This window comes from Pseudoalteromonas sp. SG43-5 (assembly GCF_014164345.1).
GTDB classification, from domain to species: domain Bacteria; phylum Pseudomonadota; class Gammaproteobacteria; order Enterobacterales; family Alteromonadaceae; genus Pseudoalteromonas; species Pseudoalteromonas distincta.
The window spans coordinates 244,701-258,673 of record NZ_JACJFA010000001.1; the positions used below are offsets into that span (position 1 = coordinate 244,701).

Genomic DNA, 13,973 nt, shown 5'->3' on the forward strand with positions numbered 1-13,973 from the left:
TTTACTGAAAATACAGCAATTAAAACGTCTGCATTTAAGTAATAATGGTAATTACTTAGATGCAACAAGGTCCTAGCTCTATGCCGCCTGAAATAACGAACTATTTGTTAATTGACATAGACAACGAATTTAGCCGCGCATTTGCCGAATACTATGTAAATAGTAATGGCATAACAAAAGCGAGTACACTTATTGCTGCAGGCAGTAATACCCGCCAATTAGTAAAAATGATGTTTGACGAGCTTATTAAAGACTACAGTTATTGCGATCTTGAAAACGAAATAAGCGTTTCTGAGTTAATTAATTATTTAAAAGATCATCACGATTTACACGGAGTCCTTTTCAATAGCACCGATTATTTACTCGCAAGTGATAAGCAGCGCTTTATTTATAACTCCTTACATGAAGAACGCTTTTTAATAAATCTTGATGATACAGGCTATACACTCAGCCGGGTTACCGACGAGACGTTAACGGAACCTTCGCAAAATCATCACGATATAGCACACACCCCACAAGATTTAATAGATCTCGCCGAACAACTTAATAAAAATAAATAATTGCGCACAGCCCCCAGCTTACTTACCATAGCAATATATATTTTACGCTATGTAGTAAGTGACGCCCTATGCGAGTTCCTCATATTTATCAAACATCGAGTATTGCCCTAAACACCCCTGTAACTTTAGATGACGATGCTGCAGGGCATATTGGCAGAGTGCTGCGCATGAAAGTAGGCGAGCATGTATCTATTTTTAATGGCGAAGGTGGCGAATACCTTAGTGAAATAATTGAGGTAACAAAAAAAACAGTCGTCGTAATGCCATTAGAACTTAACCCTCACGATGTAGAATCTCCACTTAAAATTCATTTAGGTCAATGTGTATCTCGTGGTGATAAGATGGATTTTACAATTCAAAAGTCAGTTGAACTAGGTATTACCGAAATCACCCCTATTTTTAGTCAGCGCTGTGGTGTGAAACTAATGGGCGATCGTCTTGAGAAAAAACACCAACAATGGCAAAAAATTGCAATTGCTGCGGCTGAGCAGTCAGGGCGTAATTTTGTGCCAATTATTCACCCACCTATAGATTTAAAACAATGGCTTGCACAACAAACCGATGCAATTAAGCTCACTCTTCACCCTCGTGCTGAGCACAGCATTAAAACCATTACGGTACCTAAAGATGGCGTACGCTTTTTAGTAGGCCCAGAAGGTGGCTTTACCGACGATGAAATGGCACTAACCAAACAACTAGAGTTTGTAGATATTCGCTTAGGCCCGCGCGTTTTACGAACGGAAACAGCCGCTTTAACGGTCTTAAGTGCATTACAACTTCAATTTGGCGATTTAGCTAATTGAAATAACTAAAAGCACCCTCATATAAACAGTAACATTTATAGTAAGGCACAGCGCATGGCAATTAAGTTAGGTATTATTTCAGATCCTATTAGTGGATTTAACATCAAAAAAGACACCGGTTTTGCAATGATGATGCAAGCGCAAGAACGTGGCTACGAAATTTATTATATGGAGATGGACGATTTATCTCTTCGTAAAGGCAAGTCGTACGCTACAGCGTCTAAAGCGCAAGTGTTTAATAATGCAGAAAAATGGTATGAGCTTGAAGAAAAAGCCACTATAGCCCTTGCCGATCTTGACGTAATTTTAATGCGTAAAGACCCTCCTTTTGATACTGAATACATTTACGCGACGTATATTTTAGAACGTGCTGAACAAGAAGGTACGTTAATAATTAACAAGCCACAAAGCCTTCGCGATGCTAATGAAAAGCTGTTTACAGCATGGTTTAGCGAGCATACGCCAGACACACTTGTTACACGTAGCCAAAAACAAATTCGTGAATTTTTAGCACAGCATAAAGACATTATTTTAAAGCCGCTTGATGGCATGGGTGGCGCATCGATTTTTCGCATCAGAGAAGACGATGCCAACATTGGTGTAATTTGTGAAACGTTAACCGAGCACGGCAGCCGCTTCGCAATGGTGCAAAATTACATTCCAGAGATCAAACAAGGCGATAAGCGCGTACTAGTAGTTGATGGCGAAGTTATTCCATATTGTTTAGCGCGTATACCACAAAATGGTGAAACACGCGGTAATTTGGCTGCAGGCGGTCGAGGTGAAGCCCGTCCACTTAGTGAATCAGATTTAAAAATAGCGCAAGCTGTTGCACCAACGCTCAAAGAAAAAGGCTTAATATTTGTAGGTTTAGATATTATTGGCGATAAATTAACTGAAATTAACGTAACTGCACCAACGTGCGTACGCGAAATTGAAGCTGCTTATGATATTTCTATCACAGGTATTTTATTTGATGCGATTGAGCGTAAATTAGGTAAGTAATTACCACAATAAAAAGCCCATTAGTTTAAGCCTTTCATGCAATTAATGGGCTTTTTATGTCAATTTAAATAACTATGCCATACTCAAAGTTCATTAACTAAAAAGGGTGAAATCTATGCAGTCATTAGAAAATCATTTTTTAATCGCGATGCCGTCAATGCAAGACCCTTTTTTTAAACGTGCTGTTACCTATATTTGTGAGCACAATGAAGATGGGGCTATGGGCTTGGTAATAAACCAACCTATTGATGTTACTGTTGGCGAACTTTTAGATAAAATAGAAATTGATAACGACAAAACGCAAAACGCAGCAAAAGTAAGTGTGTTTGCAGGTGGGCCCGTTAAAACTGACCGTGGTTTTGTACTGCACTCTCCCCAATCGGGTTATTCAGCAAGTCAAAAACTCAGTAGCGATATTATGATCACTACCTCAAAAGACGTTCTAGCAAACTTAACCACTGCACAAGCACCAGAGCAGTTTATTATTACACTTGGTTATTCAGGGTGGGAGCAAGGACAACTCGAACAAGAGTTACTTGATAACAGCTGGTTGATCATAGAAGCCGATCCGAAGATCATTTTTGATACCCCCGTTGAAAAACGATGGGAAAAAGCAGTTTCAATGTTGGGCTTTGATATTAGCCAACTCAGCCCTGAAGCTGGTCACGCATAATAGTAACTAACCCTTAGCAAACTTAAACAAGATACACATGACAAAAAAATCGCTTAAGCCGCAAGGCGAACGCACTGTAATGGGCTTTGACTTTGGCACCAAAAGTATTGGTATTGCTATTGGGCAAGAGTTAACCGGCAGTGCGTCTAGCCTTAAGGCTGTAAAAGCACAAGATGGCATTCCTAACTGGGACCATATCGCCGTACAAGTAGCCGAGTGGCAGCCTGACTTAATGGTTGTTGGTTTACCACTAAATATGGATGGAACATCACAAGAGGTTACCTTTAAAGCAAAAAAGTTTGCCAACAGATTGCATAATCATTATGGCATTCCTGTGCAAACACAGGATGAGCGCTTAACGACAGCGGATGCTAAAGCGCGACTTTTTGAAAGTGGCGGCTATAAAAACTTAGGTAAAGGTAACGTAGATAATATGTCTGCGGTTATTATTTTAGAAAGTTTTTTTGAATCTAGTTACGGTGAATAAACTGGCTATATAAACAACCCTTTATACAAATAAAAAAAGCGCCAATTGGCGCTTTTTTATTAATTACTTTTAAATTATTGATCGCTATTTTTATCATCAAGGCCATCAATAGTAACGCCCTGTAAAAAGCCCGCACCTTGTTGTTCGTTATTGCGCAGTTTTATCATTAAGCGTAAATCATTTGGTGAGTCAGCATGGTGCAGTGCATCAGCGTAGTTAATTCGCTGCTGTCTGTACAACTCAAATAACGCTTGGTCAAAGGTTTGCATGCCCATCTCTTTCGACTTAGCCATTGCCTCTTTAATTCCGCCAATATCACCATTTTTAATCAGTTCAGCGACCATTGGTGAGTTAAGCAATATTTCAATAGCTGCAACACGGCTTTCACCATCGGCAGTCGGCACTAGTTGCTGAGCAACAATGGCACGTAAGTTAAGTGCTAAGTCATACTTAAGCTTATCGTGTTTTTCTTTTGGTACTAAATGCATAATACGGTCAATCGCTTGGTTCGCATTATTAGCATGTAGTGTTGCAACACACAGGTGCCCGGTTTCAGCAAAGCTTAGGGCGTATTCCATGGTTTCTTGCGATCGAATTTCACCAATCAAAATAACATCTGGAGCTTGGCGTAATGAGCTTTTAAGTGCCGACTCAAAGCTTTCTGTATCAAGCCCTACTTCGCGCTGAGTAATAATACTTTTACGATGCTCATGAACAAACTCAATCGGATCTTCAATGGTCAGTATATGACCTCGTTGATTACGGTTTCGATAACCAATAAGTGCAGCTAGTGAGGTCGATTTACCCGTACCTGTACCACCTACAAATAAGACTAGACCGCGTTTAGACATAATTACATCTGTCAGCGTAGACGGCAGACCTAAATCACTCACATCAGGAATTTGCGTCACAATACGGCGAATAACCATACCTGCTCTATCGCGCTGCCAAAAAGCAGAAATACGAAAACGCCCTTCGTCGGTAGCAATCGCAAAGTTACACTCTTTCGTTGTATGAAACTCTGCTTTTTGCTTCTCGCTCATTGCAGATTCTACTAACTCAAGCGATTGCTCATCAGTCAGTCTATCGTCACTAAGAGCTATTAGCTCGCCGTTTATTTTTGCACTTACAGGTAACTGACTCGATACAAATAGGTCAGAACCCTTTTTCTCAATCATTATGAGTAAAAAGTCGTTTAAAGATAAAGCCATAATAATTTCTTACCCACCAAATTGTGTTTTGTCTTGCGCTTTTTCTTTCGCTGCCGTATTTGTAACAATACCGTGATTAACTAAATTAGTTAAACACTGATCCATTGTTTGCATGCCCACAGACGCACCGGTTTGAATAGACGAATACATTTGTGCAATTTTATCTTCACGAATTAAGTTACGAATCGCAGGGACTGCAATCATAATTTCGTGTGCTGCAACTCGCCCACCACCAATTTTTTTAAGCAGTGTTTGTGAAATTACCGCACGTAAAGATTCAGATAACATTGAGCGTACCATAGCTTTTTCTTCACCTGGGAATACATCAATAATACGGTCAATAGTTTTTGGTGCAGATGTTGTATGTAGCGTGCCAAACACTAAGTGACCCGTTTCAGCAGCGGTCATTGCAAGACGAATTGTTTCTAAATCACGTAACTCACCCACAAGTATTACATCAGGGTCTTCACGCAATGCACTACGTAGCGCGTTTGAAAAGCTATGTGTATCGCGGTGAACTTCACGTTGGTTAATTAAACTTAATTTATTATCGTGAACAAACTCGATTGGATCTTCTATTGTTAGAATATGGTGATGTTTATTTTGATTTATATAATCGACCATAGCGGCAAGTGTTGTTGATTTACCTGAACCCGTTGGCCCTGTTACTAACACGAGTCCACGTGGGGTATCAGAGATTGTTTTAAAAATATCTGGCGCACCTAAATCATCAAGCGTTAACACTTCACTTGGTATGGTACGAAATACCGCAGCAGGCCCGCGATTAGAGTTAAACGCATTCACACGAAAACGTGCTAAATTAGGCACTTCAAACGAAAAATCCACTTCGAGGTTTTGTTCGTAGTCCTTGCGTTGATTATCGTTCATAATATCGTAAACCAGACTGTTTACGTCTTTGTCTGCAAGGGCTGGTATATTAATGCGGCGAACATCACCGTCTACGCGTATCATAGGTGAAACACCCGACGATAAATGTAAATCGGATGCTTTGTGTTGCACACTAAACGCTAATAATTCGGTAATATCCATTTATGACTCCACAACTAACTGATAAATATATGGTTACAATAGCAGAACGACTCACATCCGCCTACGCTAGAATTGCAGACGCGGCAAAAAAAACACAGCGAAACACTAACGAAGTTACTCTACTAGCAGTGTCTAAAACTAAACCAAGCGAAGATATTATTGCAGCTTATGAGCATGGTCAGCGCGAATTTGGTGAATCTTATGTTCAAGAGGCTATAGATAAAATAGCTCAACTACAGTCATATAGCGACATCATTTGGCATTTCATTGGCCCTATTCAATCAAATAAAAGTGCATTAGTAGCTGCTAACTTTGATTGGGTGCAAAGTGTTGATCGCATAAAAATAGCAAAGCGATTAGATTCCCAGCGCCCAAACGATAAACCACCTCTTAATATACTTATTCAAGTAAATATAAGTAATGAGGAAGCAAAGTCAGGTTGCCGCCGCGATGAAATAGATGAACTTGCAAATTTTATTAACCAATGTGAGCACTTAACACTTCGAGGTTTAATGGCAATTCCCGCTAAAAGCGACAAACTGGATACGCAAATTCAATCTTTTGAGCAATTACAAACTTGCTTTGATAAACTAAAGACCCAATATCCTCAAGTAGATACTTTGTCGATGGGTATGAGTAACGATGTTGAAGCTGCCATTAGCGCAGGCTCAACCATGGTAAGGATCGGCACAGACATTTTTGGAACACGAACTTAAAAGGTGATAACAGATTTATGTCAGATAAAAAAATCGCATTTATAGGCACAGGTAATATGAGCTACGCCATTATTGGTGGCATGGTAAAAAACGGCTTTAACGCAAGTAACATAATTGCGACTAACCGCAACCAAGAAAAGCTTGAAAAGGTAGCATTTGATTTCAAGGTGCAAACCACCAGTGACAATAACGAAGCCCTGCGCGATGCTGATGTAATTGTTTTGTCTGTTAAACCACAAATGATGGGCGATTTATGTAAATCGTTTCAAGAGTCGGGCGTAGATTTTAGCGATAAACTGTTTATTTCTGTTGCTGCGGGCTTAACTGTAAAACGTTTACGTGAAATGCTAGGCCAAGACGTTAAAATGGTACGTTGCATGCCAAACACGCCATCTTTATTAGGTCGCGGAGTATCAGGTTTATATGGTGCGGGCGAAACACCAAGCGAACACGAATTTGTACAACAAGTTTTTGAATGCACGGGCATTGTTGTATGGGTGGAAAAAGAGTCACAAATTAACGATATTATTGCTGTAACCGGCTCATCACCTGCTTACTTTTTCTTATTTATGGAAGCCATAGAAGAAAAAGCAAAAGCGCTGGGCTTTAACGATGAAGACGCTCGTCGCCTGGTACAACAAACAGCCCTTGGCGCTGCCGAAATGGCACTTAGCCAGCCTGATATTAGTATTTCGCAACTACGTTCAAACGTAACATCTAAAGGCGGCACTACTCACGCAGCTGTTGAGCACTTAAAAGACGAAGGCTTAACTAAAACCGTTGGCGATGCAATGGATGCGTGTATTGCGCGTGCAGAGCAAATGGAAAAAGAACTTTAAAACCACTTTTTATTGAAGGTTACACTATGAATGCCATGCAATTTTTAATCAGTACCCTGTTTGATTTGTTTTTAATGGTGGTATTACTGCGCTTTTGGCTGCAGTGGGCAAAAGCCGACTTTTATAATCCAATGAGCCAGTTTGTGGTTAAAGCCACTTCGTTTGCGGTAAAGCCACTGCGTAAAATCATTCCGGGGTTTGGCGGACTTGATTTAGCATCTCTGTTGCTGGCATTTATAGTGGCTGTAGCCAAAATTAGTACTTTAATGCTTGTTATATATAATGCGTGGGCAATACAGCCTGTACTTATTCAAGCACTTATAACGGTACTAAAAGAAGGCCTTAATTTAGTATTTTGGGTACTTATTATTCGCGCTATTTTAAGTTGGGTTAGCCAAGGCTATAACCCTATAGAAGCGGTTTTCCACCAGCTTACTGAACCAATGCTAAAACCAATTCGTAAAATATTACCATCAATGGGTGGCTTAGATTTATCAGTTTTAGTGCTTATTATTGGTATTCAGTTTTTGCAAATGCTGCTTATGGATTTTTTAGTCTAATATGGATTTTTTAATTAGAGGCCCAAAGGCCTCTTTTTTATATGTTTTGAGGAATACATAATGAACCGTTTAATTAAGTTTTGTTTTATTGCTTGTTTAGCATTTGCATTTAACGCGCAAAGCGAAGAAATGCAGGGCGCACAATACAAAGAGCTTGGCCCTTGGCAAGTGCATTACATCGCCTTTCCTTCTACTTTTATTCAGCCAAAAATAGCAAAAGCGTACAACCTTGAGCGCAGTGGCTACAAAGGGGTTGTAAACATTTCTATATTAAAAAATGATGCCGATAAAACAGCACAAACGGCAAAGCTTACAGGCACAGCTAAAAACCTACTTGGCAACAAACAAACGCTTACTTTTAAAGAAGTAAAAGAAGGTGAGTCAATTTATTACCTTGCCCAAGTTGATTACACCAACGAAGAGATTTTACGCTTTGAGATTGAAATACAACAAAGTAATCAATTTCAAAAATTACAGTTTCAGCAAAAATTTTACGTAGATTAATAACATGACCAAAACTTTAGTACTTGCTACAGGTAACCCTGGCAAAGTAAAAGAGCTAGCTAACATGCTAAGCTCTCTGAATATTAATGTAGTTCCACAGAGCGATTTTAACGTAGGTGAAGTTGCCGAAACCGGCACTACCTTTGTTGAAAATGCCATTATTAAAGCGCGCCATGCCGCTAAAATTACTGGTATGCCTGCTATTGCCGATGACTCAGGTTTAGAAGTTGATGGCTTAAATGGCGCGCCCGGTGTTTACTCAGCTCGTTTTGCAGGCCCAGGTGCCAGCGATCAAGATAACATTGATAAGTTACTTGTAGATTTAGGTGATAATCCTATTCGCAGTGCACGCTTTTGGTGTGTACTGGTGTTAATGCGCCACGCAGACGACCCTACTCCGCTTATTTGTAGTGCTAGTTGGGAGGGCGAAATTACGCTCACTCAAAATGGCAATGGTGGATTTGGTTACGATCCTGTGTTTTTTGTAGCAGAGAAAAATTGTACGAGTGCTGAGCTTACAAAAGAGCAAAAAAATGCAGTGAGTCATCGCGGACAAGCGCTGCAAAAATTATTACTAGAACTACAGCAAAAAGGCGGCCTGTGAACCTTCCACCACTGAGCTTATATGTGCATGTGCCTTGGTGCGTGCAAAAATGCCCGTACTGCGATTTTAATAGCCACGGACAAAAAGGTGAAATACCTGAAGCTGAATATGTTCAACACTTAATTGATGACTTAAAAGCAGATTTGCACTTAGTGCAAGGACGTAAAATTCACAGCATTTTTATTGGTGGCGGCACACCAAGCTTATTAACTGGTGCAGCTTATACCCGTTTATTAAATGAAGTCGACAACCTAATTGGGCTTGAAGAACACTGCGAAATCACCCTTGAAGCCAACCCTGGTACAGTAGAAACAGGTCGCTTTAAAGATTACGTAAAAGCAGGCATTAACCGTATTTCTATCGGTGTGCAAAGCATGCAAAACGACAAGTTAAAAGCACTTGGTCGGATTCATGGCAGCGACGAGGCAAACTATGCCGCGCAACAAGCTAAAGAAGCCGGTTTAAATAGCTTTAACCTTGATTTAATGCATGGCTTACCTGGGCAAACACTTGATGATGCTCTGAGTGATTTAAAACAAATAATAGCGCTCGATCCACCGCATATATCTTGGTATCAACTAACTATTGAACCCAATACTCAGTTTGCTTCAAAGCCCCCTACCTTGCCACAAGATGAAACACTGTGGGACATTCAAGAACAAGGGGTTGAGTTACTCGCGCAAGCAGGTTACGTGCAATACGAAATATCGGGCTATGCAAAACCGGGCTATCAATGCCAACATAACTTAAATTATTGGCGTTTTGGCGATTATCTCGGTATTGGCTGCGGCGCACATGGTAAGGTTACTGATGCAAATACAGGGCTTATAACGCGTACCGAAAAGGTTAAACATCCACGCGGCTATATGGATTTAATTAAACCATATATGTATAAAAGCTGGCATGTAGAGCAGGACGATTTAGCGTTTGAATTTTTTATGAATCGCTTTCGCCTTGTTGAGCCTTGCCCAATTAATGATTTTAATAAACTAACAACACTGCCGCTGCAAAGTCAGCAAAGTGCATTAAACCAAGCAATAAATAAAGGTTTATTGACTCAAACAGACAGCCATTGGCAGGTAACCTTAAAAGGTCATCGCTTTTTAAATGACCTGCTAGAATTGTTTGTGTAGCGCTAAGGCACTGCACAACAATATAAAACTAATAAATATAAATCACCCTAATGGGTTTCTAACAACAAAAGGGAAAACAATGCGTAAACTCACTTTTATTGCGGCCGCAGTAAGCGTTGCACTACTTGCTGGCTGCCAGCAAACAACACAACAATCTACTTCAGCCCCTATTGCACAAGCAGTTCAATCACAACAAAGTGAAATAGACAAAGCCAATGCATTTTTTGAAGATACATTTAACCGCGATGTAATGAGCAGCCCTGTATATCAAACATACATGGGGATTAAGCAAGATTACGATAAATGGGACGATGGCAGCGAAGAAAGAAAGCTTAAAGATTTAGCACAAACAAAAGCTGACCTAGTTGCATTAAAAGCAATTAATCGTGATCTATTAGATGATGCAACAAAAGTTAGCTACGACTTAAAAAAACAGGATCTTGAAAGCTCAATTGCTGACTTTAAATGGCGCTACCATAATTACCCTGTGAACCAAATGTTTGGTACGCATTCTATGATCCCTGCGTTTTTAATTAATCAGCACTCAATTAGTAATGTAAAAGAAGCTAAAGACTACATTTCACGCCTAAATGGTGTAACTGGTGTTATTGATCAGCTTATCGTTGATTTAACTGTACGTGCAGAAAAAGGCATCATAGCCCCTAAATTTGTATTCCCGCATGTTATTGATTCAAGCAAAAACATTATTCACGGTGCACCGTTTGAAAAAGGCGATGATTCTACATTGCTTGCTGACTTTAAACGCAAAGTAACAGCGCTTGAAATTAGCCAAGACGAAAAAGACTCGTTAATCAGCGATGCATCAGATGCATTAAAATCGGCTGTTAAACCATCTTACTCTAAGCTAATTAATTACCTAGCGCAGCTTGAGAAACGTGCTGATGATCGCGATGGCGCATGGAAATTACCAGATGGCAAAGCGTTTTATAACAACGCACTTAAGCGCACTACAACAACAGATTTAACGGCTAAAGAAATTCATGCAATTGGTTTATCTGAAGTGACACGTATTCATGATGAAATGCGTGAAATTAAAGATAAAGTAGGCTTTAAAGGCGACTTAAAAGCGTTTATGCAGTTTATGAAAACTGACAAACAATTTTACTACCCTAATGATGCACAAGGTAAGCAACGCTACCTTGATGAAGCCACTGGACTTATTGATACAATGAAAACACGCTTAGATGAGTTATTCATTGTTAAACCAAAAGCTGATTTAAAAGTAAAAGCAGTTGAAGCATTCCGTGAAAAAGCAGCGGGCAAGGCATTTTACCAACAGCCAGCTCCAGATGGTTCACGCCCAGGTATTTACTACGCTAACCTTTATGACATGGAAGCTATGCCAACATATCAAATGGAAGCACTTGCTTACCACGAAGGTATTCCGGGTCACCACATGCAAATCGCTATTTCGCAAGAACTAGAAGGCGTTCCTAAGTTCCGTAAATTTGGTGGTTACACAGCGTATATTGAAGGTTGGGGTTTATACTCAGAGTTCATTCCTAAAGAAATGGGCATGTACTCAGACCCTTACTCAGATTTTGGTCGTCTTTCAATGGAGCTATGGCGCGCATGTCGTCTAGTGGTTGATACGGGTATTCACGCGATGAAGTGGACTCGCCAAGAAGGTATTGATTACTACGTAAATAACACGCCTAATGCAACATCTGACGGTGTTAAAATGGTTGAGCGTCACATTGTAATGCCTTCACAAGCAACGGCTTATAAAGTGGGTATGCTTAAGATTTTAGAACTTCGTGAAGACGCTAAAAAGCAACTTGGTGATAAGTTTGATATTCGCCAGTTCCACGACGTAGTGCTTAAAAATGGTCCTGTACCACTAAATGTACTAGAGAACTTTGTTAATGAATGGGTAGCAAGCAAAAAAGCTTAAAACCAATTTAAACAATTGCTTTAAATATGAAAGGTCGCATTTGCGGCCTTTTTTGTTTTATAGTAGTAAAAAAGATTTTTGGAAATAATAATGGATTTAAGCATACAACTACTTAATGCGCGTATTTCAAAGCAGCAGTTAAATGAGCTCGATAACGACTTTAAGCAGTTAAGCCCTGCTCAGCAAACTTTGCAGCTTAACCATTTATATGACAGCGCCCAACGGTTAAGTGTTAAGTATGACTTTATGCAAAACATAGCAACGCGGATATTAAGCTCTAACACAGCGCCTTCTCCATTTATTAATCAACTCACTAATATTGACGCATTGAGCTTTTTTACCCCTGCGCTGAAAGTAAATAAAGGCTTTTTAGTACAAGATACACAAGGAAATAACGTACTGCACAATGTGTTTAAGCATGCCGATGCTACAAAGCTGCCATTTAACTATGTGCGCTCTTTGATGTTGTTTGAATCAAATGATGAGTTAGCTAAAGCGCTGGCGCAGCCCAACTCTCATGGCTTAACACCGGTTGCCTGCTACATAGCCTATGCAAATAAACCTAGCACACCGGTAAAGCATGAATTTTCAGCTTTGTTAGCATTAATGGAAATAGAGCAAAAACAAAATCCTAACGCTAAACAACAGCTTGCCAACGTAATAAAAGGGCAAAAAGTTAACGAGACCACAATTTTACTGAGCGCCGCTTACTTGCAACGCTCAACGGCGCAAGTTGCTCACTTAATCAAGGCGCTTTAATTCACTCACAACTTCTGTACGCACACTGTCTATGGCATGTGTAATAGATTGCGCAGCACTTTGGTGATCAACCATATTTGGCCAATTTGTTTGCCAGACCTTTTGTAAGTCTTTTGTTTTTAAATGTACTTTATCAACGGCTAAGTAGCTTAAGTCATGAATTAAGTTAACTTTAACCCAGCCTTTTCTGGGGCTGCCATCTATTTTGTTATTATCGTAATGTGCTGCAAATACAATAAGCTCAAGCTCGGCTAGTACTTGTAAGATTTGAAAGCTAGCAATGCGTGTATTGTTGTTATCTTCACTTGCCTCCATCTGCCATGCATTATAACTAAAGCCTATAAACGCAAATACTACGCTCGCTATAGCAGTGAAAAAATACGAACGGGGCGCCAGTACAAACTGACCATATTTAGACTCTGACATATTATTTCCTAGTCATTTAAGTAATATTCAACACTGGTTACCACTCTTATATTTTTTATTTGCGGTGTGTTTGAATCTCGATTACTGATACTAAATTGCCCTTGGCGAGCTGTTTTTATTTTGCCTAATTTTGAATTAGAGTCTTTAGCAAATTTATTAGCGACTTCACGCGCTTTTTCAGTTGCTTCTTGCACCATCGCAGGCTTTACATCATTGAGGCCTGTAAAAATGTATTCAACTTTTGTTTCGTAGCTATCTTGCACTATTGCGATATCTTGTTTAGCAAGTTGGCTTACTTTACTCAGCGCGTTTTGCACTTTATCTGGCGCAGCAGAATAAACAATAATATTTGAGCGCACTATGTATCTAAATTGTTGATTTTCATTACTGTATTCACGTGCTTGCTTATCAATAACTGACTGGCTACCTATTGTTATTTCATCGTCGTCAAAACCATGGAGTTTTAAAAAAGCAGTTACCGCATCATTTTTTTTCTCAACTCGGCTTACTAATTTTTCAAGGTTATTGTCGGCATCACTAAATTGCAGAGGCCAAATTACCGTATCGGCTATTACTTCTCGCTCGGCCAATCCCTTAACCTGCACAGTACGTTCCATCCCTTTCACACTCAAAGCGGTACTTTTTAAAATAAACCCTAAGCTAATTAAGCCTATACTTAAACAAATAGCCGCTATAACAATGTAAAAACCGGGGTTTTTATTCACAAT

At 39.7% G+C, this 13,973-nt stretch carries 17 protein-coding genes; 13 read left to right on the forward strand and 4 right to left on the reverse strand.

Annotated features, from left to right (window positions below; translation table 11 throughout):
• Window positions 1-59: 59 nt before the first annotated feature.
• The 5 genes from H5161_RS01135 (at window position 60) to ruvX (ending at window position 3,528) form a co-directional block, all read left to right on the forward strand.
• Window positions 60-560 (forward strand): hypothetical protein, encoded by a 501-nt coding sequence (locus H5161_RS01135; RefSeq protein ID WP_082007357.1) that lies wholly within the window; start codon window positions 60-62, stop codon window positions 558-560.
• A 68-nt stretch (window positions 561-628) separates the two neighbouring features.
• Window positions 629-1,363, forward strand: coding sequence for a 16S rRNA (uracil(1498)-N(3))-methyltransferase (gene rsmE / locus H5161_RS01140; protein ID WP_002961950.1), 735 nt, complete (start codon window positions 629-631; stop codon window positions 1,361-1,363).
• Window positions 1,364-1,417: 54 nt separating this feature from the next.
• A complete protein-coding gene (gene gshB / locus H5161_RS01145) occupies window positions 1,418-2,368 on the forward strand; it encodes a glutathione synthase (RefSeq protein WP_154903711.1) in 951 nt (316 codons plus the stop codon).
• 115 nt (window positions 2,369-2,483) lie between these two features.
• A complete protein-coding gene (locus H5161_RS01150; RefSeq protein ID WP_002961948.1) occupies window positions 2,484-3,041 on the forward strand; it encodes a YqgE/AlgH family protein in 558 nt (185 codons plus the stop codon).
• Window positions 3,042-3,078: 37 nt separating this feature from the next.
• A complete protein-coding gene (gene ruvX, locus H5161_RS01155; protein ID WP_002961947.1) occupies window positions 3,079-3,528 on the forward strand; it encodes a Holliday junction resolvase RuvX in 450 nt (149 codons plus the stop codon).
• Between the two features lie 74 nt (window positions 3,529-3,602).
• Here the strand turns inward: ruvX and H5161_RS01160 are convergent, their stop codons facing one another.
• Both H5161_RS01160 and H5161_RS01165 read right to left on the reverse strand, forming a co-directional pair.
• Window positions 3,603-4,739: a PilT/PilU family type 4a pilus ATPase gene (locus tag H5161_RS01160; protein WP_002961946.1), complete on the reverse strand. Its 1,137-nt coding sequence runs from the start codon at window positions 4,737-4,739 to the stop codon at window positions 3,603-3,605.
• 9 nt (window positions 4,740-4,748) lie between these two features.
• Window positions 4,749-5,789: a type IV pilus twitching motility protein PilT gene (locus tag H5161_RS01165; RefSeq protein ID WP_024596218.1), complete on the reverse strand. Its 1,041-nt coding sequence runs from the start codon at window positions 5,787-5,789 to the stop codon at window positions 4,749-4,751.
• Window positions 5,790-5,791: 2 nt separating this feature from the next.
• Here H5161_RS01165 and H5161_RS01170 point away from each other — a divergent pair, with 2 nt between their 5' ends.
• The 8 genes from H5161_RS01170 (at window position 5,792) to H5161_RS01205 (ending at window position 12,819) form a co-directional block, all read left to right on the forward strand.
• Window positions 5,792-6,505 carry a YggS family pyridoxal phosphate-dependent enzyme gene (locus H5161_RS01170; protein WP_182768529.1) on the forward strand — a complete coding sequence of 238 codons (714 nt, stop codon included), beginning with the start codon at window positions 5,792-5,794 and terminating at the stop codon, window positions 6,503-6,505.
• A gap of 17 nt (window positions 6,506-6,522) precedes the next feature.
• Window positions 6,523-7,344 carry a pyrroline-5-carboxylate reductase gene (gene proC, locus H5161_RS01175; RefSeq protein ID WP_039488316.1) on the forward strand — a complete coding sequence of 274 codons (822 nt, stop codon included), beginning with the start codon at window positions 6,523-6,525 and terminating at the stop codon, window positions 7,342-7,344.
• 26 nt (window positions 7,345-7,370) lie between these two features.
• Window positions 7,371-7,904: a YggT family protein gene (locus H5161_RS01180; protein ID WP_002962568.1), complete on the forward strand. Its 534-nt coding sequence runs from the start codon at window positions 7,371-7,373 to the stop codon at window positions 7,902-7,904.
• Between the two features lie 60 nt (window positions 7,905-7,964).
• The gene (locus H5161_RS01185) at window positions 7,965-8,408 is read left to right on the forward strand and encodes a DUF4426 domain-containing protein (protein WP_154903714.1); all 444 of its coding nucleotides are present in this window, start codon (window positions 7,965-7,967) and stop codon (window positions 8,406-8,408) included.
• A 4-nt stretch (window positions 8,409-8,412) separates the two neighbouring features.
• Window positions 8,413-9,012, forward strand: a complete 600-nt coding sequence (locus H5161_RS01190) for an XTP/dITP diphosphatase (protein ID WP_002962573.1) — start codon at window positions 8,413-8,415, stop codon at window positions 9,010-9,012.
• Window positions 9,009-10,145: a radical SAM family heme chaperone HemW gene (hemW, locus tag H5161_RS01195; protein WP_002962575.1), complete on the forward strand. Its 1,137-nt coding sequence runs from the start codon at window positions 9,009-9,011 to the stop codon at window positions 10,143-10,145. The genes H5161_RS01190 and hemW overlap by 4 nt, the downstream gene beginning before the upstream one ends.
• Before the next feature lie 79 nt (window positions 10,146-10,224).
• A complete protein-coding gene (locus tag H5161_RS01200) occupies window positions 10,225-12,060 on the forward strand; it encodes a DUF885 family protein (protein ID WP_182724709.1) in 1,836 nt (611 codons plus the stop codon).
• A gap of 90 nt (window positions 12,061-12,150) precedes the next feature.
• Window positions 12,151-12,819, forward strand: a complete 669-nt coding sequence (locus H5161_RS01205) for a hypothetical protein (RefSeq protein WP_002962577.1) — start codon at window positions 12,151-12,153, stop codon at window positions 12,817-12,819.
• On the opposite strand, the gene H5161_RS01210 is transcribed toward H5161_RS01205, so the two are convergent.
• Together H5161_RS01210 and H5161_RS01215 are read right to left on the reverse strand one after the other, a co-directional pair.
• Window positions 12,802-13,245 carry a hypothetical protein gene (locus tag H5161_RS01210; protein WP_182768530.1) on the reverse strand — a complete coding sequence of 148 codons (444 nt, stop codon included), beginning with the start codon at window positions 13,243-13,245 and terminating at the stop codon, window positions 12,802-12,804. The two genes, H5161_RS01205 and H5161_RS01210, sit on opposite strands and share 18 nt — an antisense overlap.
• Before the next feature lie 8 nt (window positions 13,246-13,253).
• Window positions 13,254-13,970 carry an SIMPL domain-containing protein gene (locus H5161_RS01215; RefSeq protein WP_182671393.1) on the reverse strand — a complete coding sequence of 239 codons (717 nt, stop codon included), beginning with the start codon at window positions 13,968-13,970 and terminating at the stop codon, window positions 13,254-13,256.
• Window positions 13,971-13,973: the final 3 nt, after the last annotated feature.

Excerpts from the sequence above, each read along its gene's own strand:
- H5161_RS01210 (WP_182768530.1), bottom strand. The coding sequence starts at position 13,245 with ATGTCAGAGTCTAAATATGGTCAGTTTGTACTGGCGCCCCGTTCGTAT.
- gshB (WP_154903711.1), top strand. The coding sequence starts at position 1,418 with ATGGCAATTAAGTTAGGTATTATTTCAGATCCTATTAGTGGATTTAAC.
- ruvX (WP_002961947.1), top strand. The coding sequence starts at position 3,079 with ATGACAAAAAAATCGCTTAAGCCGCAAGGCGAACGCACTGTAATGGGC.
- proC (WP_039488316.1), top strand. The coding sequence starts at position 6,523 with ATGTCAGATAAAAAAATCGCATTTATAGGCACAGGTAATATGAGCTAC.
- H5161_RS01180 (WP_002962568.1), top strand. The coding sequence starts at position 7,371 with ATGAATGCCATGCAATTTTTAATCAGTACCCTGTTTGATTTGTTTTTA.
- H5161_RS01205 (WP_002962577.1), top strand. The coding sequence starts at position 12,151 with ATGGATTTAAGCATACAACTACTTAATGCGCGTATTTCAAAGCAGCAG.
- rsmE (WP_002961950.1), top strand. The coding sequence starts at position 629 with ATGCGAGTTCCTCATATTTATCAAACATCGAGTATTGCCCTAAACACC.
- H5161_RS01200 (WP_182724709.1), top strand. The coding sequence starts at position 10,225 with ATGCGTAAACTCACTTTTATTGCGGCCGCAGTAAGCGTTGCACTACTT.
- H5161_RS01190 (WP_002962573.1), top strand. The coding sequence starts at position 8,413 with ATGACCAAAACTTTAGTACTTGCTACAGGTAACCCTGGCAAAGTAAAA.
- H5161_RS01150 (WP_002961948.1), top strand. The coding sequence starts at position 2,484 with ATGCAGTCATTAGAAAATCATTTTTTAATCGCGATGCCGTCAATGCAA.
- H5161_RS01185 (WP_154903714.1), top strand. The coding sequence starts at position 7,965 with ATGAACCGTTTAATTAAGTTTTGTTTTATTGCTTGTTTAGCATTTGCA.
- H5161_RS01170 (WP_182768529.1), top strand. The coding sequence starts at position 5,792 with ATGACTCCACAACTAACTGATAAATATATGGTTACAATAGCAGAACGA.
- H5161_RS01135 (WP_082007357.1), top strand. The coding sequence starts at position 60 with ATGCAACAAGGTCCTAGCTCTATGCCGCCTGAAATAACGAACTATTTG.
- H5161_RS01160 (WP_002961946.1), bottom strand. The coding sequence starts at position 4,739 with ATGGCTTTATCTTTAAACGACTTTTTACTCATAATGATTGAGAAAAAG.
- H5161_RS01165 (WP_024596218.1), bottom strand. The coding sequence starts at position 5,789 with ATGGATATTACCGAATTATTAGCGTTTAGTGTGCAACACAAAGCATCC.